Annotated in this window: 22 protein-coding genes; 12 read left to right on the plus strand and 10 right to left on the minus strand. The window is 54.7% G+C overall.

The genetic code is table 11. The annotated features are described in order from the left end of the window. The first annotated feature begins 33 nt into the window (after window positions 1-33). The 8 genes from cax to SYN7336_RS13725 all read left to right on the plus strand — a co-directional run bounded on the left by cax (window position 34) and on the right by SYN7336_RS13725 (window position 8,079). Complete coding sequence (gene cax, locus SYN7336_RS25900; protein ID WP_017326517.1) at window positions 34-1,071, plus strand: calcium/proton exchanger; 1,038 nt, start codon at window positions 34-36, stop codon at window positions 1,069-1,071. 32 nt (window positions 1,072-1,103) lie between these two features. Beyond that, window positions 1,104-1,826, plus strand: a complete 723-nt coding sequence (gene lipB / locus SYN7336_RS13695) for a lipoyl(octanoyl) transferase LipB (protein ID WP_017326518.1) — start codon at window positions 1,104-1,106, stop codon at window positions 1,824-1,826. 95 nt (window positions 1,827-1,921) lie between these two features. Beyond that, window positions 1,922-2,767, plus strand: coding sequence for a hypothetical protein (locus SYN7336_RS13700; RefSeq protein ID WP_156820150.1), 846 nt, complete (start codon window positions 1,922-1,924; stop codon window positions 2,765-2,767). A 227-nt stretch (window positions 2,768-2,994) separates the two neighbouring features. Beyond that, on the plus strand, window positions 2,995-5,169 hold the full coding sequence (locus tag SYN7336_RS25905) for a VIT domain-containing protein (RefSeq protein ID WP_017326520.1): 2,175 nt from the start codon (window positions 2,995-2,997) through the stop codon (window positions 5,167-5,169). Window positions 5,170-5,266: 97 nt separating this feature from the next. Further along, window positions 5,267-6,136, plus strand: coding sequence for a cyanoexosortase A (gene crtA, locus SYN7336_RS25910; RefSeq protein ID WP_017326521.1), 870 nt, complete (start codon window positions 5,267-5,269; stop codon window positions 6,134-6,136). Window positions 6,137-6,163: 27 nt separating this feature from the next. Beyond that, window positions 6,164-6,850, plus strand: coding sequence for a cyanoexosortase A system-associated protein (locus SYN7336_RS25915; protein ID WP_017326522.1), 687 nt, complete (start codon window positions 6,164-6,166; stop codon window positions 6,848-6,850). A gap of 174 nt (window positions 6,851-7,024) precedes the next feature. Beyond that, window positions 7,025-7,192, plus strand: a complete 168-nt coding sequence (locus SYN7336_RS30915; protein ID WP_156820151.1) for a hypothetical protein — start codon at window positions 7,025-7,027, stop codon at window positions 7,190-7,192. Between the two features lie 92 nt (window positions 7,193-7,284). Next, window positions 7,285-8,079 carry a TIGR01548 family HAD-type hydrolase gene (locus SYN7336_RS13725; RefSeq protein WP_017326524.1) on the plus strand — a complete coding sequence of 265 codons (795 nt, stop codon included), beginning with the start codon at window positions 7,285-7,287 and terminating at the stop codon, window positions 8,077-8,079. A gap of 82 nt (window positions 8,080-8,161) precedes the next feature. On the opposite strand, the gene SYN7336_RS13730 is transcribed toward SYN7336_RS13725, so the two are convergent. The 5 genes from SYN7336_RS13730 to SYN7336_RS13750 all read right to left on the minus strand — a co-directional run bounded on the left by SYN7336_RS13730 (window position 8,162) and on the right by SYN7336_RS13750 (window position 12,645). Further along, window positions 8,162-9,466 carry an NAD(P)/FAD-dependent oxidoreductase gene (locus tag SYN7336_RS13730; RefSeq protein WP_017326525.1) on the minus strand — a complete coding sequence of 435 codons (1,305 nt, stop codon included), beginning with the start codon at window positions 9,464-9,466 and terminating at the stop codon, window positions 8,162-8,164. A 153-nt stretch (window positions 9,467-9,619) separates the two neighbouring features. Next, window positions 9,620-11,185, minus strand: coding sequence for a bifunctional ADP-dependent NAD(P)H-hydrate dehydratase/NAD(P)H-hydrate epimerase (locus SYN7336_RS13735; RefSeq protein ID WP_017326526.1), 1,566 nt, complete (start codon window positions 11,183-11,185; stop codon window positions 9,620-9,622). Window positions 11,186-11,212: 27 nt separating this feature from the next. After that, complete coding sequence (locus SYN7336_RS13740; protein ID WP_017326527.1) at window positions 11,213-11,692, minus strand: photosystem I reaction center subunit XI; 480 nt, start codon at window positions 11,690-11,692, stop codon at window positions 11,213-11,215. A gap of 130 nt (window positions 11,693-11,822) precedes the next feature. Continuing rightward, the gene (locus tag SYN7336_RS28950; RefSeq protein WP_017326528.1) at window positions 11,823-11,951 is read right to left on the minus strand and encodes a hypothetical protein; all 129 of its coding nucleotides are present in this window, start codon (window positions 11,949-11,951) and stop codon (window positions 11,823-11,825) included. A gap of 142 nt (window positions 11,952-12,093) precedes the next feature. Next, entirely contained in the window at window positions 12,094-12,645 is a 552-nt protein-coding gene (locus SYN7336_RS13750) for a hypothetical protein (protein ID WP_017326529.1), read from the minus strand. A 125-nt stretch (window positions 12,646-12,770) separates the two neighbouring features. On the opposite strand from SYN7336_RS13750, the gene tsaD reads away from it, so the two are divergent. After that, window positions 12,771-13,823 carry a tRNA (adenosine(37)-N6)-threonylcarbamoyltransferase complex transferase subunit TsaD gene (tsaD, locus tag SYN7336_RS13755; protein WP_017326530.1) on the plus strand — a complete coding sequence of 351 codons (1,053 nt, stop codon included), beginning with the start codon at window positions 12,771-12,773 and terminating at the stop codon, window positions 13,821-13,823. Here tsaD and SYN7336_RS25925 read toward each other — a convergent pair. Further along, window positions 13,804-14,697 (minus strand): Ig-like domain-containing protein, encoded by an 894-nt coding sequence (locus SYN7336_RS25925; RefSeq protein ID WP_017326531.1) that lies wholly within the window; start codon window positions 14,695-14,697, stop codon window positions 13,804-13,806. The two genes, tsaD and SYN7336_RS25925, sit on opposite strands and share 20 nt — an antisense overlap. A 176-nt stretch (window positions 14,698-14,873) precedes the next feature. Here SYN7336_RS25925 and SYN7336_RS13765 point away from each other — a divergent pair, with 176 nt between their 5' ends. The 3 genes from SYN7336_RS13765 to SYN7336_RS13775 all read left to right on the plus strand — a co-directional run bounded on the left by SYN7336_RS13765 (window position 14,874) and on the right by SYN7336_RS13775 (window position 16,935). Next, a complete protein-coding gene (locus SYN7336_RS13765) occupies window positions 14,874-15,506 on the plus strand; it encodes a class I SAM-dependent methyltransferase (RefSeq protein WP_017326532.1) in 633 nt (210 codons plus the stop codon). Between the two features lie 219 nt (window positions 15,507-15,725). Then, window positions 15,726-15,989: a hypothetical protein gene (locus SYN7336_RS13770; RefSeq protein ID WP_017326533.1), complete on the plus strand. Its 264-nt coding sequence runs from the start codon at window positions 15,726-15,728 to the stop codon at window positions 15,987-15,989. A 109-nt stretch (window positions 15,990-16,098) separates the two neighbouring features. After that, entirely contained in the window at window positions 16,099-16,935 is an 837-nt protein-coding gene (locus SYN7336_RS13775; protein ID WP_026100993.1) for a DUF3598 family protein, read from the plus strand. A gap of 22 nt (window positions 16,936-16,957) precedes the next feature. On the opposite strand, the gene SYN7336_RS25930 is transcribed toward SYN7336_RS13775, so the two are convergent. From SYN7336_RS25930 to SYN7336_RS13795, 4 genes are read right to left on the minus strand one after another with little or no spacing between them, the layout of a single operon-like run. Then, window positions 16,958-18,457, minus strand: coding sequence for a tetratricopeptide repeat protein (locus SYN7336_RS25930; protein WP_017326535.1), 1,500 nt, complete (start codon window positions 18,455-18,457; stop codon window positions 16,958-16,960). Next, entirely contained in the window at window positions 18,438-19,808 is a 1,371-nt protein-coding gene (locus tag SYN7336_RS13785) for a P-loop NTPase fold protein (RefSeq protein WP_017326536.1), read from the minus strand. Before SYN7336_RS13785 ends, SYN7336_RS25930 begins: the two co-directional genes overlap by 20 nt. A 56-nt stretch (window positions 19,809-19,864) precedes the next feature. Next, entirely contained in the window at window positions 19,865-20,869 is a 1,005-nt protein-coding gene (locus SYN7336_RS13790) for a rhodanese-related sulfurtransferase (protein ID WP_017326537.1), read from the minus strand. Between the two features lie 26 nt (window positions 20,870-20,895). Continuing rightward, complete coding sequence (locus tag SYN7336_RS13795; RefSeq protein ID WP_017326538.1) at window positions 20,896-21,681, minus strand: methyltransferase domain-containing protein; 786 nt, start codon at window positions 21,679-21,681, stop codon at window positions 20,896-20,898.

Raw genomic sequence — 21,681 nt, forward strand, 5'->3', positions numbered from 1 at the left:
GCGGCTGAATAGTTTCACTGGGGACCGCTAGCGGTGTTTGTGGCGGCAGGGTTGTCGATTTTGCCCCTAGCGGGCTGGATGGGAACTGCCACCGAAGAGATTGCGAGTGTGGCGGGCTCGCTGTGGGGGGGCTTGCTCAATGCCACGTTTGGCAATGCGACTGAGTTGATTGTTGCTGTCTTTGCTCTGCGGGCGGGGTTGGTGGATGTGGTCAAGGCCAGCATTACGGGGTCGATGATTGGCAATCTCCTGTTGGTGATGGGCTTGGCGATGTTTTTAGGGGGGTTGCGGCATAAGGAACAAACCTTTCAGCCCACGATCGCCCGCGTCAATGCCTCAGCCATGACCTTGGCGGCGATCGCGATTTTGGTGCCGACAGCTGTAGATACTACCTCGGATGGCTTGGCGCTAGAGGTGATGCAGCACTTATCGGTGGCGGTGGCGCTCGTGCTGATTGGGGTGTATGCAATGACACTGTTATTTTCGATGCGCACCCACAGCTATCTCTATGATTTGAAGGGGGATGGCGGTCGAGACTCTCGGGAGAGGAGTGAAGTGGAGTCTGCCGAAACAGAAGAAGAAGACAGTCACACTGCGAATGTGGGGTTGTGGATTGGGGTTTTGTTGGCCTGCACGATCGCCGTCGCGATTGAGTCGGAACTGCTGGTCTCGAGCTTGGAAGCTGCCACCGCTCAGTTGGGGCTGACGGCACTGTTTACGGGGGTGATTGTGCTACCCATTATTGGCAATGCGGCAGAACATGCCACGGCTGTGTCGGTGGCCATGAAAAACAAGATGGAGCTATCGATATCCGTGGCAGTGGGCTCTACGCTGCAGATTGCCCTGTTTGTAGGACCAGTGTTAGTGCTCTTGGGCCAGTGGATGGGGCAGCCCATGAACTTAGATTTCAACCCGTTTGAGTTGGTGGCGGTGGCGGTGGCAGTGGCGATCGCCAATTCCATCAGTACAGACGGTCGCTCCAACTGGCTGGAGGGGATTCTGCTGCTGGCGACTTATGCAGTCTTGGGCATCTCGTTTTACTTCCATCCCGTTATCGAAGGAATTGGTTAAGCTGTAGCTCGTCGCCAGTTTGAGACTGCTGTATGGATTTGCCGCCCGAGTGGAGTCAGGCGCATGCACCCCCTCAATTGCAGGTCTGTTCGTTGGGGGAAGTTCCCTACTGTAGCGCTTGGGAGTGGCAGCGGCAGCGGCAGCAGGGGATGGCAGCGGGCGATCGCCCCGACGGCTTGCTGTTGTTATCCCATCCCCCGGTGTATACCCTCGGGCAGGGGGCGGATGCGGGATTTTTAAAGTTCGATCCCGAGACGGCGACCTACGAAGTGCATCGAGTGGAGCGGGGGGGGGAGGTCACCTATCACGGTCCGGGCCAGTGGGTGGGCTATCCGATTCTGAATCTGCGCCGCCACCGACAGGATTTGCATTGGTATTTACGCCAGTTAGAGCAGGTTCTGATCGAGACTTTGGCTGCATTTGGATTGCAGGGCGATCGCATTCCTGGTTTGACTGGCGTATGGGTGAATGGGGCGAAGCTGGGGGCGATCGGCATTCGGGCGACTCAATGGATTACTTGGCACGGCTTTGCCCTCAATGTCTGCCCGGATTTAGCAGCGTTCGATCGCATCGTGCCCTGCGGAATTGGCGATCGACCTGTGGGCAGCATGGCTCAGTCGATTCCCGATATTTCAATGGAAGCCGTTCGGCCAGAGCTTTTGCGAGCCTTTAGCAGAGTGTTTGGGTTGGAGGCCCGCATCGTCGAGCTGGACGAGTGGCTGGCTAGCGCGCACAAGCTTGGCGTCAAGCGCTAAAGTCAGCCAAAAAAGACCGTATTTCTGACGAGATGGTAGCTTCAGCATTGCTGAGGTGCGGGGTAAGCTCTAAAAAGTTTACAGATTGGGGTGGCGTGACAGAATCGCTTAGCCGGTGGAGGCGCCATTCTAGGCTGGCCCGTTACTGGCGCTACGCCAGACGCAATCCTGCTTGGATAGCGATGTTTGTGCTATCTCGCTTCCGCTCGGTTTCAAACTGGGTGGTGAGCGTCACCCGTCCCCCCACGCTACCCCTACTGCCAGAAGAAGCATCGCTATTCCCAGAGCTAGATGTGGATGCAGTTGTTGCAGAATTGCGGCAGGTGGGCTGTTCCGCTCAACTCCGCTTGCCCGCAGATATCTTGGGCGAGATGTTGAGCTTTGCCACTACAGAAGAGCCTCTACCCGTGAAGCCAAAGTGGTTGGTCCGTCCTGCAGTACGAGCCTTTTATCCTACATTTGGCGAGGAGTGCGGGGCCGCACGACGGCTCGCCAGCGATGCCAAAATCCACAATATTGCGGCTCGATATTTAGAATCAGAGCCCATGCTCAAGTCTGCGCGCCTAGGCTGGTGTTTTGTGGGCGATCGCAAAACCTATCGCGAGCTGGCCCCAGCCCAAACGATCTTTCATTACGATCTGGCTGACTACCGCGTCCTCAAATTTTTCTTTTATCTCACCGATGTCGATGCTAACAGTGGACCGCACGTCTGCATTCGCAGCAGCCATACCCGCAAGCATTGGAAGCATCAGTTCGCACTATTCGCCAAACAGAGCGATCGCGAAATCTACGAGGCGTACGGTCGCGAAAACTGGTGGGAGATCGTCGGCCCTGCTGGATTCGGGTTTGTGGAAGACGTGTATTGCTTCCATCGCGGCACCCCTCCAGTTAATTGTCCCCGTCTGATGGTGAAGCTCACCTTTACCCGGCATCAGTATTGAGAGACTCGCAGGTCAATCAAGTCCTGGCGGATCGAACCCATGTCGCTGGGGAAAAGGATACCCAATAATTTCCAATAATCCCGAACAATAGCCCAAAAGTCAGCGACAGCTTACCCAATTTAATTCCCTAGAACGCTCTGCTCCTGTGCCGAATAATGGCTGGTAATCGAGGCAAAGCCCTGTAGGCAACTCGATAGCAGACCGAATCTGATGGAGGAGAGAGGATGATGGATAAGCGGCGATCGCGTCAGAGAACGCAACGAGACAAACCGCCGAGGCAGGGATGGCGGTGGCTGTCGGCAGGGGTGGTGGCGATCGCCCTCCTGTTGCTGGGAACCCATGCGTGGGCCACTCCCACTCGCGAAGAGTTACCCTCCCTATTTGGGCGGGATGGAATTCAATACACCGCTCGAGCGATTGAGTTCGAACGGGAGCCTGAAGATTACGGCGGCTTATACGCCCAAATTGATGGCGAGATTGTGGCTTTCCCGCTGCAACAAACGGAAGTCACGGCGGATGTGGCTGGGAATATCGCGCGGGTTGAAGTGCGGCAAAGCTTTACCAATCCCTACGACTATCCACTGGAGGCCATTTATCAATTCCCGCTGCCGGAGGATGCCGCCGTGGACGACATGGAGATCCAAATTGGGGATCTGGTTGTGCGGGGGGAGATAAAGGAGCGACAAGAGGCCCAGCAGATTTACGCAGAGGCTAAAGAGAGCGGGCGAACGGCAGCGCTGCTGGAGCAAGAACGACCTAATCTCTTCACCCAATCCCTCGCCAATATTATTCCTGGCGAGACGATTGATACCGTAATTCGCTACACCAACACCCTCAAATTTGAGGGGGGCGACTACGAGTTTGCCTTCCCGATGGTCGTCGGCCCCCGCTACATTCCCGAGGATGCCAGCGGAAATGTCGATTTCAATCGCGTTCCCGATGTCTCTAGAATTACCCCTCCCATGCTGCCGCCAGAGGTGCGCTCCGGCCACGACATCGGCGTCACCGTCACTATCGATGCTGGGGTTCCCATTCGCGATGTGCGATCGCCCTCCCACGCAATTGACACGGAAAACCAGAATGGGGCCGTCAGAGTTCAGCTTGCCGATCGCAATACGATCCCCAACAAAGATCTGATTTTGCGCTACCAAATTGCAGGCGAGAACACCCAAGCAACCGTGTTAGCGCAAGCGGACGATCGCGGCGGCCACTTCGCCTCTTACCTGATTCCGGCGATCGACTATCAACTGGGGGAAATTGTGCCCAAAGATGTGGTCTTCCTGATCGACACCTCGGGCTCGCAATCCGGCCCGCCCATTCTGCAATCCAAAGCCTTAATGCGGCAATTTATCGATCGCCTCAACCCCGACGACACCTTCAGCATCGTCAACTTTGCCAACGAGAGTCGGGCGCTCTCCCGCCAACCGCTCGACAATACGCCCCAAAATCGTCGTCGTGCTTTGGCCTACATCAACGGCTTGCGGGCAGATGGCGGCACGGAATTAATGAATGGCATCGAGACCGTGCTGAACTTCCCACCCGCGCGGGACAGCCGCTTGCGCAGCATTGTCTTGCTCACCGATGGGCTGATTGGGGATGACGAACGGGTGATTGGCGCCGTGCGCGATCGCCTCCAGCGGGGCAATCGCATCTACACCTTTGGCGTGGGCTCCGCCACCAACCGCTTTTTACTGGAGCGACTGGCGGAAGTGGGGCGCGGCAAAGCCGAGATTCTGCCCCCCGCCGAACCGGCTGAAGCAGTGGCTGACAAATTTGTCAGCACCATCAACAACCCCGTTCTGACCAATATTGAGGTGAACTGGCTGGGCAGTGGCGATATACCTGAAATCTATCCGCAGCGCCCCTCCGACCTGTTTGCCAAGCAGCCCTTAGTGCTGCACGGTCGCAAGCCCGACGGCAGCAGCGGCAGGATCGAGATCGTCGGCAATTTAGCCAGTGGCGAAACCTATCGGCGGGAATTAAGGGTGAATTTTGAGTCGGGAACAGGCAATCCCGGCATCGCTCAATTGTGGGGACGGGCGCGGATTAAAGACCTGATGAACCAGATGTATAACCGCGAAACGGATGCGGGCATTCAAGCGGTCACCCAAACCGCATTAGACTATCGCTTGCTATCGAAATACACCGCCTTTGTGGCCGTGACTGAAACAATCCGCGTCGATCCCAGCCAGCCGTCCGTGCGCCAGCAGGTTCCCGTCGCAACCCCTGAAGGCATTCAACTCAGAGACAACCGCAACGCCCATCAACCCCAGTTTGTCTATTCATCGCCCGAACCTCTAGAAATTCTCGGCAATCTATTGGCGCTGCTGGTGTTAGTGGTGCTGCTTTGCAAGACCCAGATTGTTCGAAAGAGGAGCGAAATGTCGAGTTCGACTCATTAAAAAGGACGAGTCAATCAGGGGAAACAGTCTCTTTTACCTCCCTCTTTTCTCCCCCACTGAGGGTTATGACTAATACCGCTATCGAAAGGAGTCAATTGTGTTTGAACTTTCCAACCGCGACATCTGGACTGCCAGAGTGCAATACTCGCGAGCTTCGAAAAACTGGCTGATAGCCATCTTTGTAGGACTTGTAGGCATCCATCTCATCTCGGTTTGGAGCAGCGATAACGTGAATTTGTGGAGTGCGAGCTGTCTATTTTGGGCGGCGACGATCGCCTCCCTCTGGCGCTGCCGCCAAGCCTTGCGTTGCGAAAGTAGTCTTGCGGCTATCGTCACCAGTTTCCTACTCATCGCCTGGATACTCTATAAAAGCCTGCACCTCTTCGACGCCGATATTTTCTTGCGAGTTTCCCCCATCCTGTCGCTTTTGGGCTTCGGCCTACTTGCCTCGGGCTTTCAAGGATTGCGCCCTTATGCCAAAGCCTTTCAACTGTTGGGATTTTTGGCTTTCCCTTGGGAACTGCTTTACCTGCTCGATATCACCACCTCGACCGCCAAATTTTCGGCAGCAGTGTTGAACGCGATCGGTTTTGAAGTCCAGCGACAGGGGTTTTTAGTGGCGCTGCCCAATGGTGCCATTGAAGTCTTCAACGGCTGTTCGGGGGTGCAACTGATTGCCCAACTGATGGGATTTACCTGGCTCTATCTCTGCTGGGTTGCCCCCAAGCCGATTGTGCGAGGCATTGTGGCGATCGCCGCCGTGCTGTTGGGCTTTGCCATCAATGGCCTGCGGGTCACATTAATGGCGGTGCTGGCAAACGCAGCGGCATATGACTGGCTGGCTTACTGGCACTTGGGCGACGGTTCCCTCCTGTTCCCCCTTGCAGCAGCAGCCCTGTTCGGCCTCTTCCTCTGGTCTGTCCACAAACTGCTGGTCTGCCCACAGCTCTCTCGCGCCTGCGTTTGAGCAGAGAATTCTCGGAGAAATCGACCGATGCCGAAATGGAACCCACTGCAAACCCCAGTCCTGGCAACCGTCTTGCTGGCGATCGCCGTCACGGCAATTCAAACCCTCAACCGCCCCCAACTCCAATCTGTTGCAGTTCCCTCCTATATCTATCCCGAAGTCGTCCCCCTGCCCGGTTGGCAAGAGATTCCCGCCCGCGCCGCCGAAACCCCTCCCACGCTGTTTCCCCCTCCCAGTCCCCACGCGCCCAGCGGCGAGGTAGTGGCCAGCACTCAGTATTTATACCGTCACGATACAACTATCTTAACGATAGATACGAGATACCTCATCAATACAAATGGGCAGCTTAAGGACTATATCAGCGAGCTCTCAGGAACTCTCTGGTCTGCACTGCGAGAACGAGACAACGTCGGGCACTATGGACTTTTTACTGATGGAGACAGAGCTTACATCAGTGCCTGCCTCAATCCTCGCGGCGGCAGTACGGTCACGAGCGATCGATTCAGGCAAAATCGTTACCTCTACGACTTCCGTCCCGCCCGCATCGCGGCCTGGGTTGTGGGTCGAGACACCATTCAAGACCGACGGTGTCTGTGGACGACCCTCTCTGTGGCGATCGCTGATTATGCCTCTCTCTCCCAAGCCGAACGAGACCTCGAAACCGCCTGGTTCGATTGGTTTGCCTGGTGGACTGCGAATTTCCCCAAGACTTAGTTGCAGCTCTCTGGCGATCGCCATGACTTAAAACTGCGGGCCGCCTCTATTGCTGCCCCGCCATCGATCTCAATCTCTCGAACCTGTTTTGCAACCGGTCAGTCTGAATCCGCGAGGAATCAATCTATGAATATTTTGCGCAGTTCCCATCCCACTCTTGGAGGAGAGCTCCCCATGGCTGCATCGACTTCCATTCGTCCTACTGTCTGCCCCCGCCCTTCTGGCCTAATTTATGTCAAGGCTTGGATGTTCCGGGCCCATCAGCCCTTACTGCCCGAATTGCTGTTCAAGCCCTCCCAAGGTTCACCCAAATGGTGGCAACAGCTCTGCAGCCGCCAGTAAAGCCCACTTTCCTCAATCCATATCATCCCCATCCCTCTACTCCCAATGCCAACAGCGGTCTACTCTGTTGGGGGAGCGGAGGGATGACGTTTATGTATGCAGTTGTGTTCGACATTGACGGGGTGATTCGCGATGTCAGTCAATCCTATCGGCGGGCCCTGGCGGATACGGTAGAGGAATTTACGGGGCGATTGCTGCCTCGGTCGTGGCGACCGACGAATTTCGATATTGACGAGCTCAAGCGGGAAGGTCTCTGGAATAACGATTGGGAGGGTTCTAGAGAGTTTGTCTATCGGGCTTGGGAACAGCAGGGAGGCGATCGGGCCGATCTGGCGATCGATTATGGCGAGTTAGTTGGTTTTTTTCAAAGCCGCTATCGCGGTCGGGGCAATCGCCCGGAGGAGTGGGAGGGCTATATCAATGACGAGCCACTGCTGGTGAGTGCCGATTATTTTGCCAGTCTCGATCGCGGCCGAGTTCATTGGGGGTTTTTCAGCGGAGCCACGCGGGGATCGGCTCATTATGTCTTGACCCGTCGCCTGCAATTGCCAGAGCCGATTCTTTACGCTATGGAAGATGGTCCCGAAAAGCCCGATCCTGCTGGCTTGTTTTGGGTGGTGCAGCAGCTAGAAGCTCGGGTGAGGAAGCGATTTGACGGTGTTGCCTATTGTGGCGATACCTCTAGCGATATGGCGGCATTGGCCACTGCCCGCGATCGCCAGCCCGATCGCCACTGGCGATCGGTAGGGATTGTCCCCCCCCACTTGTGGGGAGAGGGCGATCGGCAAGCGGAGTTCGAACGCATGTTATTCGAGCGAGGAGCCGATATCGTGCTTTCGCGTGCGACCGAGCTGACACCGCAACAGATTAACGACTTATTTGCTTAGGTGTTTTCTCCATCACAGCCAAAAGCGGATGTAGGTTACTGCCTACATCCGCCTTGAGATGTTTGTAAATCGCGGTCAGAAATTATCGCGAGGAGTAGGTGGCGAGCTTCTCCTCCACATCGCGATCGCCTGCCGTCTCCACCTCCTTGAGATGCTTGGGCTTGAACTTGGCATCCATTAACTGATGCTCGTGTCCGGCAACCACCATCTGCCCCTCAATCATCTTGCGCAAGATCTGAGTGCGTCGCTGGCGACCCATCAGCAGAGCCCCTACCAACTTGCCATCCTTGAAGGTCAGCTTGAAGTAGTTGTAGTCCCCTTTGCCCGGATCGTAGGTACGGCTGGTGTAGCCTTGACCCTCTGGCGGGTCGAAGACCCCCAGCAGTGTGTAGGGAATGTCGTAAAGAACGCCCGCATTGTAGAACAGACCTTCGTTGTAGACAGTAGCTTGTCCCATGAGGTTTGTGGCTGCTGCAATCCCCTGCATGGTAGCCACCTGCCAGGTGCGGTTGGGTCGCCGACCCAGCATCATTCCCCCCTGTACCCAAGTGCAATCGCCAGCGGCATAGATATTGTCAAAGTTGGTGCGTAGGTGCTCGTCCACCACAATGCAGCCCTTTTCCACCAGAATGCCAGATCCTTCTAAAAAGCTCGCATTGGGCCGAATGCCGCAGCAAACCCCAACAATATCGGCGGGGAATTCTTCACCATTGCTAGCTCGCACCGCCACAACATGCCCGCTTTCATCGCCGACAATCTCGGTGGCAGAGGTCAGCAACCTAAAATCTGCGCCAGTATCTCGCACTCGCTTGGCCAAGATTTCGCCAGCCGCGGTGTCTGTTAGCGGCTCGCCCAGGCGATCGCCCAACTGCAGCATCATCACATTCAATCCCGCGCGGTTGCAGCAGTCAGCCAATTCTAGGCCCAAGACTCCGGCCCCGACGATGACTGCATTTTTGACGGTTTTGAATTGCTCTTCATACCAGAAGGTATCGTCCATATCCCAGTAGCCCAGGCGCACTCCTTTGAGGTCCAGACCTTTGATGGGAGGGGCGATCGCGTGACCGCCAGTAGCGACGATCGAACCGGTGTAAGCAATCGGGGTACCGTTGGTTAAAACCACTCGATTGGCTTGGGGTTCGACCCGAGCGACGCGACCTTGTATCACATCGATATTGAGGGCCTCGTATTCTTCGGGTTGCTTGACGGTGAGCGATTCTAGGGGGGTGCTGCCTTGTAGGTAAGTCGACAGAGACAGCCGCCGGTAGAAGGGGTAAGGTTCGCCGTTAATAACTTGAACCTCGGCGTCTGGACTTAGGCGGCGAATTTGCTCTGCTGCGCTAATGCCAGCTACACCCGCTCCGATAATGATGTAGCGATTGACCACGGTTCCACTCCATATGTTCAACCTCAGTCTAGAAAGGCGTCAATGGCGAGTTAGGGGTTTGCGGGTTTTCTTCAATATCCCGTTGCTTAACGCAATCAACAAAACAAAGATTTACTAAGTTCTGCTGAGTTTTGATGTGATATCTCTAGATTGTTAGCTGGCAGTGTTAGTTACTTGCTGTTGAAGAAAGACGCCTAGATTTTGAGCCAGATGGAGTGGATCGACACCGCTAGGACCGTCTCGTTCCGCTAAGGCGATCGCCGCTCTGGCGTGCCACCAAGTGCCAATTCCCGCCGCCGCTTCCGGTGCAATGCCTTGTGCCAACAACCCCCCGATTAAGCCTGTCAGCACATCCCCACTGCCGCCGCGCGCCAGAGCCGGAGTGCTATCTGGATTCAGCCAAGCTCGCCCGTCGGGATTGCCGATCGCCGTCCGCGCCCCTTTTAGCAGAACCGTCGTTCCCGATTGCTTGGCGGCTTCCTGCGCCGCTCGAATGCGATCCGCCGACTCAATCTGGGGAAACAAGCGGCGGAATTCGCCTAAATGTGGCGTCAGAACGGTGGAGGCGAGTCTCCCTTTGAGGGAGGACACCCCCAAGCGGGCGATCGCATTTAAGCCGTCCGCGTCGACGACCAGCGGCAGCTCCCGAGTGCGATCGCAAAGTCCCCGCACGAACTCGTCAATATCGGCATCCATACCGGGACCGACGGCGATCGCCGTATACCGCCCCAGGTCCAACTCCGGCAGCTCGCCCATACAGCCAGCCTCCGTTTCCGCACAAGGCACCACCAGTGCCTCGGGCAGCCACTGCCGCACCAGCAGCTGAATGCTCTGGGGCACGACCGCCGTCAGCATTCCCACTCCACTCGGACGCGCCCCTAACGCCGTCAGAATGGCCGCCCCCGAATATCGCGCCGACCCGCAAACTAGCAGTAAATGTCCGTGGGTGTATTTATGGGTGTCGGGATTGGGGGGATGCAACGCGGTTCCCCAGCGTTGGGGAGGCAGGCGATCGCGTACCCACTTGCCCGTAATGCGCTCCAACTGGGGCGGCTCCCCCAGAACGTCCGAGATGGCTGGCAGTGGCAAGCCAAAATCAATCAACTCAGCCTGTCCGATCGCCTCCAGAGCCCGATCTTGCAATAAACCCCGCTTCCACAGCCCCAAACAATAGGTCGCCGTTGCTCGCACTGCTGTTCCCAACGTCTCGCCCGTATCGGTTTCCAGTCCTGACGGCAGATCGATACTGACCATCGGCAGGCCGGATCGGTTAGCCCAATCAACTGTCTCGGCCCAAATCCCTTCCAGCGATCGCGTCAGTCCAAACCCAAACAATCCGTCAATCAGCCAATGGCAGGACTGTAATTCTTCATAGGAGCTCGCCCGCGTTGCTCCCAGCCATCGCAAATACCGAGCGTGGTCTGCCGTCAGCGGCTTCGCCCTCTCGCTGGGCATCCAGACCCGCACTTCATAGCCCGCCAGCAGCAATTCCCGCGCCACCACCAAGCCATCGCCGCCGTTGTGCCCCGGTCCGACAAGAATCCCGACCGTTGGATAATCCCGCCGGGGAAAGCGAGCGCGAAGGCGATCGAACAACAGGCCACCGACTTTCTCCATCAGCGCTGCGACGGGCATCCCGGCAGCAAAAACAGAGTGTTCGATGGCCTGCATTTGGGCCGCCGTCACCAAGAAGCGATCGACTCTGGCGGACTGACCCATCTGTTCGGTGAAATCAAATCGGACTGACTAGCCAGCAAGATGCTGGAAATCTTCCATAAAACCAGGCAGCATGGAAATCAGATCGGCATTGGCAATCAGCAAATAAGCGGTGATGGCACCGCCAAAGCCCCCCACCAAAAAACCGGAGGAAAACATGCTCCAGCCTTCCTTGCTGCCGATGAACACGTCGCCATCGTCGGTGACATAGGAATAGATCGATAGGGCCATCGTCATTAACAGCACGATCGTGCAAGCGGCCAAAAAGCCAGCCACTAAAGCCACTGGCTCGTTGCGCAGGGGGCCGAGTAAAGCAAATGGACCCACCAGCCAGTAACCGTGAGCCATGCCAATTTCCAGGCCGCGAGCTAGCGGAGCCATGCCGGGGCGCTTGTAGGGCAACCAATCGAGGAAGAACTTAACGGCAGGGGAATTATTGACGGGGGTCAAGAAATTGCCAATTTGAGCATCGCCATCTGGCGGAGAAACAAGAGACTTAGACTGGGTCATAGCAAGAGAATCCTAAACTAGGTCTACTGAACCAAAAAGCTGTACTTCAGAATCAAAAAGCTGTACTTCAGAATCAAAAAGCTGTACTTCAGACTTCCGAGTACAGTGTTTGGAATGAATAATTTGACTCTTAAAACACCAACAGATCGGGGAAGAAGCGGTTAATTTCAATCAATAGGCCAGCCAGCAGCGTGAGTACAATGGCACCTGCTACGGGTGCGGTCAGCAAATAAGTGCTCAATTTGTCCATATCTTCCATCGTTTAATGCCTCTCTATCGCGTTTAATTTGTTCGAGGTCGGAGGCGATCGCTCGGGGCCAAGCGGCGATCGCGCCCGTATGAAGAGTCGCGAGAAATGTTGTCAGCACTGCGGCTGGAGAACGCCCTCGCGACTGCAATCGCTAGCGGGGGGAAATCGGCACAGCCTCGTCAGCTTCGCCAATACTGCCCGAGGAAATCTCGGCAAATGCTAGTGCGGGCCAAGCAAGACTCTTACTGAAACTGGCCAGAGCCATGCCCGTATCGATAATGATTTCTTTGGTGGCGGCGTCGCCACTTTCGCGAGCTGAGATCAGATAGTCGCGACCGGCCCAACCAATCAGACCGGCAATATAGAGAAACATCAAGCTAGGGATAATAAACTCACCCGCATGGTTCAGACGGCCATCGGCAATCAGATGGGGCAGTCCCTCGGTGCCGCACAGGAGCGAACCGTAACGGTCGAAACGGGCGTTGGTACGGGCAATTTGCTTTTTCACCAGAGCCGCCTCGCTGCTGCCAGGGGCGCTAGCTGATAACTTAGCTTCTAGAGCTGCAACGCGATCGCTTTGGCGCTGAGTAAAGGCAGGTGTGTCGCTACAGGGTGTTAAGGCGGTCATGCCTTCAGCATTCGCCGGTTGGGGCACCCCCAAAAACAGTAGAACTGCTAGCAGTATTGTAAAAATTTTTGCCATGAAATTCTTTTCCCACTATGACGCATCAAGAATTGGGTTCCGACCGGAAGGAGTCGATTTTGCCTTGAGATTGTACTCCTCACACGATCGCTCGTAAACCAGAGTAAGACTACTTAAAACCTCTCATGGCAACAGTCCTGGCAATTGAAACAAGTTGTGACGAAACTGCCGCCGCTGTCGTTACAAATCGCAATGTTTTGAGCTCCATTGTGGCCTCTCAAATCGATCTGCATGCCCAGTATGGCGGTGTAGTGCCCGAGGTGGCCTCCCGCGCCCATGTGGCCACCGTGCAGCCAGTCGTCGCACAGGCTCTATCGGAGGCAGGCGTAGCGATCGCCGACCTAGATGCGATCGCCGTCACTTGCGCCCCCGGCCTAGTAGGAGCTTTGCTGGTGGGGGTCATGGCCGCTAAAACCCTGGCGCTGGTCCACCACCTGCCTCTGATTGGCGTTCACCACCTGGAAGGGCATATCTACAGCGGCTTTTTGACTCAGCCCGACCTGCAGCCCCCTTTGCTGGCCCTATTGGTATCGGGGGGGCACACCAGCTCGATCCACGTCCGGGCTGAAGGAGATTACGAAACGGTGGGACAAACCTGCGACGATGCTGCGGGGGAAGCCTTCGATAAGGTGGCTCGCTTGCTGGGCTTGGGCTATCCGGGCGGTCCTGCGATCGATCGCCTCGCCCGCTCGGGAAATCCCAAACGTTTCCCGCTGCCCGAAGGGAAGGTCAAACATCCCTATAACACCAGCTTTAGCGGCCTCAAAACGGCTGTTTTGCGCTTGGTACAGAAATTAGCAGCCACGGGCGATCCCCTGCCCGTAGCCGATATTGCGGCAAGCTTTCAAGCCACGGTGGCGCGGGTGCTGACCGCCAAGGCGATCGCCTGTGCCACCGATCTGCAATTACCCCATATCGTTCTGACCGGCGGCGTTGCCGCCAACAGCGAATTGCGATCGCGATTGCAGGCAGCCGCAGCCGCAGCGGGAATTGGTGTGGCGATCCCTCCCCTAAAACTGTGTACCGATAATGCCGCCATGATTGGGGCTGCAGCGGTAGCCCACTGCGAGCGCGGAGAGATTTCCTCGCTCGATTTGGGGGTGCAATCCCGCTTGGCACTGGAACAGATTGAGAGCCTCTACCCTACTGCCGCCAGCACTATTGTCGCAGCGCCCTAGCGGCCGAATTTTCGGCGGCTTCATCCTGCACAATCCAGGTGGTTACCAGTTCCGCTTCGGCGGGGGTCCACTGGCCGAGGCGCTCGAGCGAGTAGCCTTTCTGCCGCGTATAGGTAACCTCTGGGGAGCCGGATGTGATTTGAGTGCTGGTTCCCTCGATGGGACTTTGGGTAAATCTTCTGGCCCGAGCAATGACAGCATGTCGGTTGGTCCAGATCGGATCGAGCAGTTCGCTATCGGGGTCGCCCTTGTCTATGTAGTCCAAGACTGCGTCGTAACTATCTAGGGCCCAGCGGCGAGCGCGACCGGCAGGACGGTGACAGCCGACGCAACTAGCATCCAGTAAGGGCAAGACGTCATCTTCGTAGGTAAACTGCGGTTCGGTCCTGAACTCCACCTGGATATCTTCGGTCAGGGGGATGGCAGCTTGGGAGGGAATTTGGATGAGGTAATCGGTGCTGAAGGTCATGGGTTCGGCGGGCTCTAGCACCAAGCGGTTGTCCTCGGTGTTGAAGGCCAAAGAAATGGGGGGATCGATGGTGACATCGAGTTCTTCAAATTCATCGTCTAAGGGGCGATCGAATTCAAATTGCAAGATCGAGTTGATGGGGATATCCATCTGGCCGTTAGCAGGATTACTGTTCGACAAGCCGATTGTGACAGGCTCAGCTTGTGCCAGCAGGTTGGCGCGATCGCGATGAATTGCACCTGGGGCCGCGATCGCTTCTGTCGCCAGCGCTCCCCCACTACTGGCGCGAGAGGGGACAGCCTGGAGGTGCCACGGTATGGAGATAATTGTCGCAACGGCGATCGCTCCGGCGATCGCAGCGAGAAATTGCCGTCCGGCGAGAATCCAACGTCGAGGTCCAGTCATGGGCAGTTCACAACGATTACAGTGCCAATCTTTTGCTACCCTAGCGAAGTCAAAAGCTTCCATCCAGTCTGTCGCAATTTTCACTTAAATTTCCGAGCAGGATGCGCAAGCGCCACTGCGCGAGCGCGTCGAGCCCTGCCCTTTCAGTACACCCGATCGTTCGCGTTTGTGTGCTTGTGGCTACCCCCCTCCGCTATCTCAGCTATCGCTATCCTTGGCTCTATCAAGCCATTGCCAAAACCACTGCTCTCTCCGTCGGGGGTCACCGACGCTTCCACTTGTTGCCACTGGATGGCTTAGCCATTGAGAAAGGCGATCGCATTTTGGATCTCTGCTGCGGTCGAGGGGAGGCTACCGAAATTTTGTTGGAATACAGCGATCGCGTCACCGGTCTAGATGCCTCTCCGAAGGCGATCGCTTATGCCCAAACCCACATCCCCCAAGCTCAATATGTGGAAGGCTTTGCCCAGGATTTACCGTTCGAGTCGGAAACCTTCGAATGGGTGCATACGAGTGTGGCGCTACACGAAATGTCGGCGGAAGTCTTGCGTGCCATCCTTGCAGAAGCCCATCGCGTACTGGTCCCCGGCGGAACGTTTGCGACGATTGACTTCCATCGTCCCCGCAATCCGGTCGTCTGGCCTGGGTTGGCAGCGTTTTTGTGGATATTTGAGACGGAAACTGCTTGGCAGTTACTGCGGGAGGATTTGCCCCACCTCTTGAGGGAAGCTGGGTTTTCGCAGGTGACGCAGAAACTTTATGCAGGGGGAAGTTTGCAGGTGTTGCAAGCGGTAAAGTCGGCGAGCTGACGGTATGAGTGTTGCGTTGAGGTTCCCTCTCCAGAAGTGAGGCAATTAGGTTCGGGAATGGAGGCCAGTCTGTTATCGAGCTTCATCGAACCACATACTTCGTGACATACTGAAAATAATATTTGCATCCAAATTAAGCCTGTTTGTCTTGGAGGATTTCCGACTGTGGATCGCGCTCTGATTAAGTTTTCATCGACTGAATGCGGCATTTGCCACAGAATGTCCCATTTTGATAGCAAGGTTGCAGGTGAATTGGGCTTGCGGTTCATCGATGTCAAGCTGCAAGATGGCAAGACCTATCGCCAGTACCGCGACATCCTGATTTCTCAATATCCCGATAAAGCCAGTATGGGATGGCCCACTTACTTTGTCTGCGACAATCCCGAAGGAGAGTTCGACATCCTAGGGGAAATCAAAGGAGGCCACATGAAAGGGGAGTTCCGCAAGCGAGTGCAGGCAGTGCTCGATAAGGTGGCCGCTTAATTCATTCAGGCACTTCAATCTCCATCCTGGTTTGCCTCGCGATCGCGGGGCATGTCTATATTATTTTTGGCGAACCGATTATTTTTGGCGAACCGATACAGAGAGACCTTTGGGGACCAGCGAACAGTGGGATTATTGCAAGTTGAACTTGGGAGAGTGGCGAGGATCGTTTGCTCAACTGTCTCCTACGGGTGAGATTGTGCGAGAGTCTCCCTCTTTATTGCAGTTGAAAGAGCGGAATGACGCCCGACAGGTTCAACTGGAGTTGGAGGTGTTCGATGCCCTGACGGGGACACGAGAGAGACATATCGAGTTTGCGATCGCATTCGATAACGTCGATCCAAAGCTCGCCTTCTTTGAGACGGGAGCTTTTGTGCAAGGATCGCTGCAGTTCAGTCCTCTGGCTGAGTTTGGTGCGGAGTTTGGGTTTATTGCGGGCGATCGCCGCCACCGCCAGGTTCAGCTTTACAAACCAGGGGCACAACTCCCCCGCATCACAACTATTCGGGAATATCGAGTGGGCAGCAATGCCTCCGAGCAACCCGCCCTGACGATTGAGGCACTGTTGGGAGACTGGCAGGGCGAGGCCATTACCCACTATGTCGGCGATCGCCCCACCGAGCGCTACTCCACCCAATTGCAGGTGTCTCGCGATGGCGATCGACTTTGGCAAACCACTCGATTCCCCACTGGCGAAATGACTTCCTCGGCCCGCATTCAGGATCGAACCCTTCTTTTCGACGAGAGCGCCAATGCCGTGCAGGTGTTGTTGCTAGAGGACGGTAGTTCGGCCACAGTCCCCCTCGCCATTCCTAGAGTGCGTTCCTTTTTTCTGGAAGCAGGCTGGTTGCATGCACCCACTCAGCGGCAGCGCTTAATTCGGCGCTACGGCGATCGGGGCAATTTGGAGAGTATTACCCTTGTGGTCGAGACCAAACAGGCTTGACAAATTCGCTCGTCAGAACCGATTACCCCTCCGCTACATTCTCGACAGTTGTCTGTTCTGGCGTTCCACAGACGAGAGCTTGGAAGCGGGGGTGCGATCGCATTCTATCAAAATCGGAATCTGTCTTTGCTAACTCTCTATTTCCCGCATCTAACTGAATTGCCTGCTCCAAGTGCCCCAGAGCCCTATCTACTTGATTTGAGAGTGCCAAAGTACATGCTTTATTGAATAAAGCTTTCTGGGAGTTGGGATTGATTGAAAGAGCCTTTTCATAAGAGTCAATAGCTTCATCATATCGACCTATCTTAGACAGCAAATTACCACGGTTGCACCAACATTCATGGAAGTCTGGCTTGATGGAAACAGCCTTATCATAGGAGGAGATTGCCTCTTCTATTTGCCCAGATTGACTTAGAGTACTTCCTCTATTGCATAATGCCTCGTAGTAGTCTGGCTTACACATGATAGCATTATCGTATGAGGAAATTGCTTCACGATTGCGACCCAACTGACGCAACGTATTACCTCTATTGAAGCATGCTTCATGAGAGTTTGGCTTGATTGCAATCGCTTTGTCGTAAGCAACAATTGACTCCTCATATCTGCCTAATTCATGCAAGGTTAGACCTCTGTTGTACCAGGCTTCATATAGATCCGAATTGATTTCAAGCGCTTTGTCTAATGAGATGATAGCTTGCTCATATCTACCTAGTTTATATAAAGCGAGGCCCCGGTTGTTCCAGGCTTGGTAAAAGTTTGGATTGAATTCTATAGCTTTGTCTAATGAAGCGATGGCTTCTTCGTATTCTTCTACGTCTCCAAAAACAAGTGACTGTTCAAAGAAAAGTTTTGCTTGAAGTTCCTCAGTAAGCCGCTCCTCGCATAATAAGTTCTGAATTTTGGCAATCTTGGCCGATCTTTTATCCAGACTGAGAGCCTGATAATTGGAATCAACTCCCTCAAGTAAGAGTCGCAAGAAATTCTGTGCGATTTCCTCTTGTTCCATTGGAATTTCAAACAAACCAGACCGCCAATCAAAAAAATCCGGTGCTCGAAACATGAAATACTTCAGCCCGAACAACGGTAGCAAAAACACAAAACAGATCTCGAACCGATTCCGAAACGTCTCTCGATGCAAATTCAACGCCCCCAACACCCGAGGCACCGAGTCTTCCTTGTAATAATCCCCTTGGCCTCCATACCCCGGATGAATATAAGGCTCAAACGACTTCTCTAACCCTGCAATAACGAGAACATCAATCTCATCTAAATTCTCCAATCCCTCCACAATTGGCAATAAGCTATCAATCGGCTCCTCAAACCGAAGCACCTCAAGCCGCTTCTCGGGTACATCTTTCCTGAGCCGCGCGATCGTCCGCTCCCCCACCACCGGAGCGCATCGAACGAACAACAACCCAAACCCCTCACTACGCCGCACACCCCGCACTAGCGCTCGATAATCGTCTTCCGCCTCTCGCGTCAGCCCTTCTTCTCTATCCCACTTAGTCAGACTTGCCGTCATACTGTTCCAATGCCTGCTGAAACTCCTGAATTCCTCGAATCACCGGATGTACGTCATACCAACATTTGAGAGCATCGTCATCATCCAAATACCGATATTCCAAAATACAGCGATTGAACAACAAGTCTCGATAAGCATCTCGATTTGTTAACTGCTTGCGCCGCTCCACCTCAGCCAGCAAGGTCCATTGTCCATCCTGCACCGTCCGCCGAAACACATCCCGCACCTCCATAATCGCTCGACGCACTGCCCGCTCGCCAATCGGCAATTCATCCGTCCGCAGAATCGCCTCTTGCATTAACAGCAGAAGATTGCGGGCGTGTCCCCCACTCATCAAACACAGCCCATTCAGCGTCTCTAGCTCGTCAAACACCTCGGTTGCCACATCCAGCTCCAATCCAAGTCCCAGCAAACTTCGCTTGACTCGCCTCTTCACTACCTCCTGCATCTTCTCCAACCCATTAGCATAGGTCTCCCCCTGCTCCGTCCGCACCATCACCATCGGCAAATGTTGCAACGGTCCATAAATCTCTCGCAAAATGTTCGCCCGCTGCGAATACACCATCGACAGCGGAATCGTATAGATCGAGTGACACTCTAGCCCTTTCAGTTGGTCGCTGCGATCGATAAAAATCTCATCCAGGTTCGTCTTGCCATCCTCCTGCCGGTCTGGAACAATCCGATCTAAACTGTCTGCGATCGCCACCAACTCCTTCTGCTCCTCGGCCAGCTTCTGCTTCGCCTCCCGAATAAACTGATTCAAAGCTTCAATCAGCGTTGTTGTATGCGGACTTACCCTCTGCCGAATTTGTTTGCGTCTATCCGGCTCAGCTCGAATAATGGCAGTCAACTTGGCAAACTGAGAGATCTGCGCAGTGACCGATAGCTTCTCAAAAGCAACGTCAGTCAGCACAAATTCTTTTAATTCTGTCCAACGACCTCTTAACCATTCCAGCACTGGGTTGGGGTTGGCAATCTCCTGCAACTGCTCCAAGATTTGCCGCGTGCAAGCCAATAAAATATCTATATACTTGGCGTCTTCTGGATTGATATCATCTTCCACCGCAGAAAAATAAACAACCCGAAACCCGCGCTCTTCCAAATACTGCTGCAACCGCAACAACTCCGTTGATTTCCCTGCTCCTCGATGCCCCGTATAGAGACGGCAGATCTTGCGATCGGACAGACAAACTGCCTTTCCCAATACAAACACATCTTCATCGCCGCGCACCTCCCGACAGTTCACATAGTCTTGACTCCCGGCAGGCAATGGTTCGCGCGGATCGAAAGCGTTATACAGCGCCCTCAATACTGCCTGCTGCTGTTCTACTGTCAAATCGCTCAAGGCCACAGTCAATCCTCAACCTCTGTAGCTCGAATTCTATGCCTCCTGACCCAAACACGCTTTCAGTCTGGAGCTCGCCCCTTCAACACATCCCCCGATATCGGTTTAGCCAGCGGTTGTCGGTCTGGCATTAGAGCTCCAACATGTTTCTGCTTGCGACTCTCGGCGATTTGGGCCTGACGCCAGCGTTCCACAAAGCTGGCCCGTTGTGACTCCGAGAGGCGATCGCAACAATAGGGACAAGCAACACCCGGTTGATATTGTTCCGATTGGCAGTCCCGTTCGGAGAGCGGACGGCGGCAGGCATAACACATGATGTGACTGCCCGGTTCGAGTTTATCGGTCACGGCCACGCGAGCATCGAACACAAAACACTCCCCTTCCCAGAAAGAGTTCTCGGCAGATTGTTCTTCTAAATAGTTCAAAATGCCGCCATTCAGTTGATAAACTTCCTCAAACCCCCGTTCGAGTAAATAAGCGCTAGCCTTTTCGCAACGGATGCCACCCGTGCAAAACATGGCGATTTTGCGGTGCTGGCGAGGGTCGAGATTCTCGCTGACAAACTGAGGGAATTCGTGGAAGTTGTCGCTGCAGGAGGGGATGGCATTTTGGAAGGTGCCGATCGCATATTCGTACTGGTTTCGGGTATCGATCGTCAACACTTCTGGATCGCGAATTAAAGCATTCCAATCCTGTGGATCGACATGCACCCCTGTCTGCCGAGACGGATCGATCGCCTCTACTCCCATTGTCACGATTTCAGCCTTGACCTTCACCTTCATTCGGTGAAAGGGAGCCTCGTCTGCGCGTGAAAGCTTGGGATTGAGATCGGAAAATCTCGGATCGTCTCGAAAGAACTGCAGCAAGTTATCGACACTAGTTTGGGGACCGGCAACAGTTCCATTAATCCCCTCACTCGCCAGTAGCAGAGTCCCCTTCAGCCCTTGGGACTGACAAAACTGCAGGAGGCGATCGCGCATCTGCTCGCAGTTGTCCAACTGCACGAACTTATAGGCAGATGCCACCACAATGGATTTTTTTTGAGGCTGGGGGAGAGAGGAACTCATGGGCGATCGCGCTAATTCACTCGAACTTACTTAATGGCTAAAAACCCTTCAAAACAGAGGTACTTCATCACCGTAGTAATGTCTTCAAAGCCAGCCCGCTGCAATAAGCCGAGATTGCCAGCAGTGGAAAAGGGCTCCAAAATACCTTTGAGGCTGCGGTTTTTGGCGACAATCTCGTTGCCCGTAAACCCTTGGGACAATTTGAAGTCTGTATAAATGGCACTCATCATGTCTTGAAAGCGGGCGTCAGGACCGCGCACCTTTTCGAACAGCAGAAAGCCACCGCCCCAATTTAGCGCTTTATAGATGCGACTGAATAGCTCCTGCCGGTGTTTCGGTTTGACAAACTGCATAGTGTAGTAAGCCACGACGAGATCGGCGGGTTCGAACTCCAGCTCGATCGCGTCTTCACAGCGAATCTTTACATTGGCAAACGCGCGACACCGCTGTTGCGATCGCCGCACCATATCCATCTCGGCATCAATGCCCACAAACTGAATCTGTTTGCCGCTATGCCGTTGAGCTAATAGCGCAGTTAATGTCCCCGTCGCGCAGCCGAGGTCGTAACAGTGCGATCCCTGCGATAAAAAGAAATCGGAAATCGACGCCACCAACTCGTGCCCCAAGGCATACAAAGGAACCGATCGCCGGACGTGCTCTTCGAAATGCTCGCTGGTCTCGCCCGCAAACGACCAACCCGCATTCGAACTCTCAATCGAATTGCCCACTGGTTCCAAACTCGCGTTCTCCGTTGAGTGTCCTGACAATCCGATCGTGGCACAGCCTACACTGGCGGAGGCAAAAATCTGCAT

Origin of the sequence: Synechococcus sp. PCC 7336 (assembly GCF_000332275.1) — a bacterium.
GTDB lineage: Bacteria > Cyanobacteriota > Cyanobacteriia > Thermostichales > PCC-7336 > PCC-7336.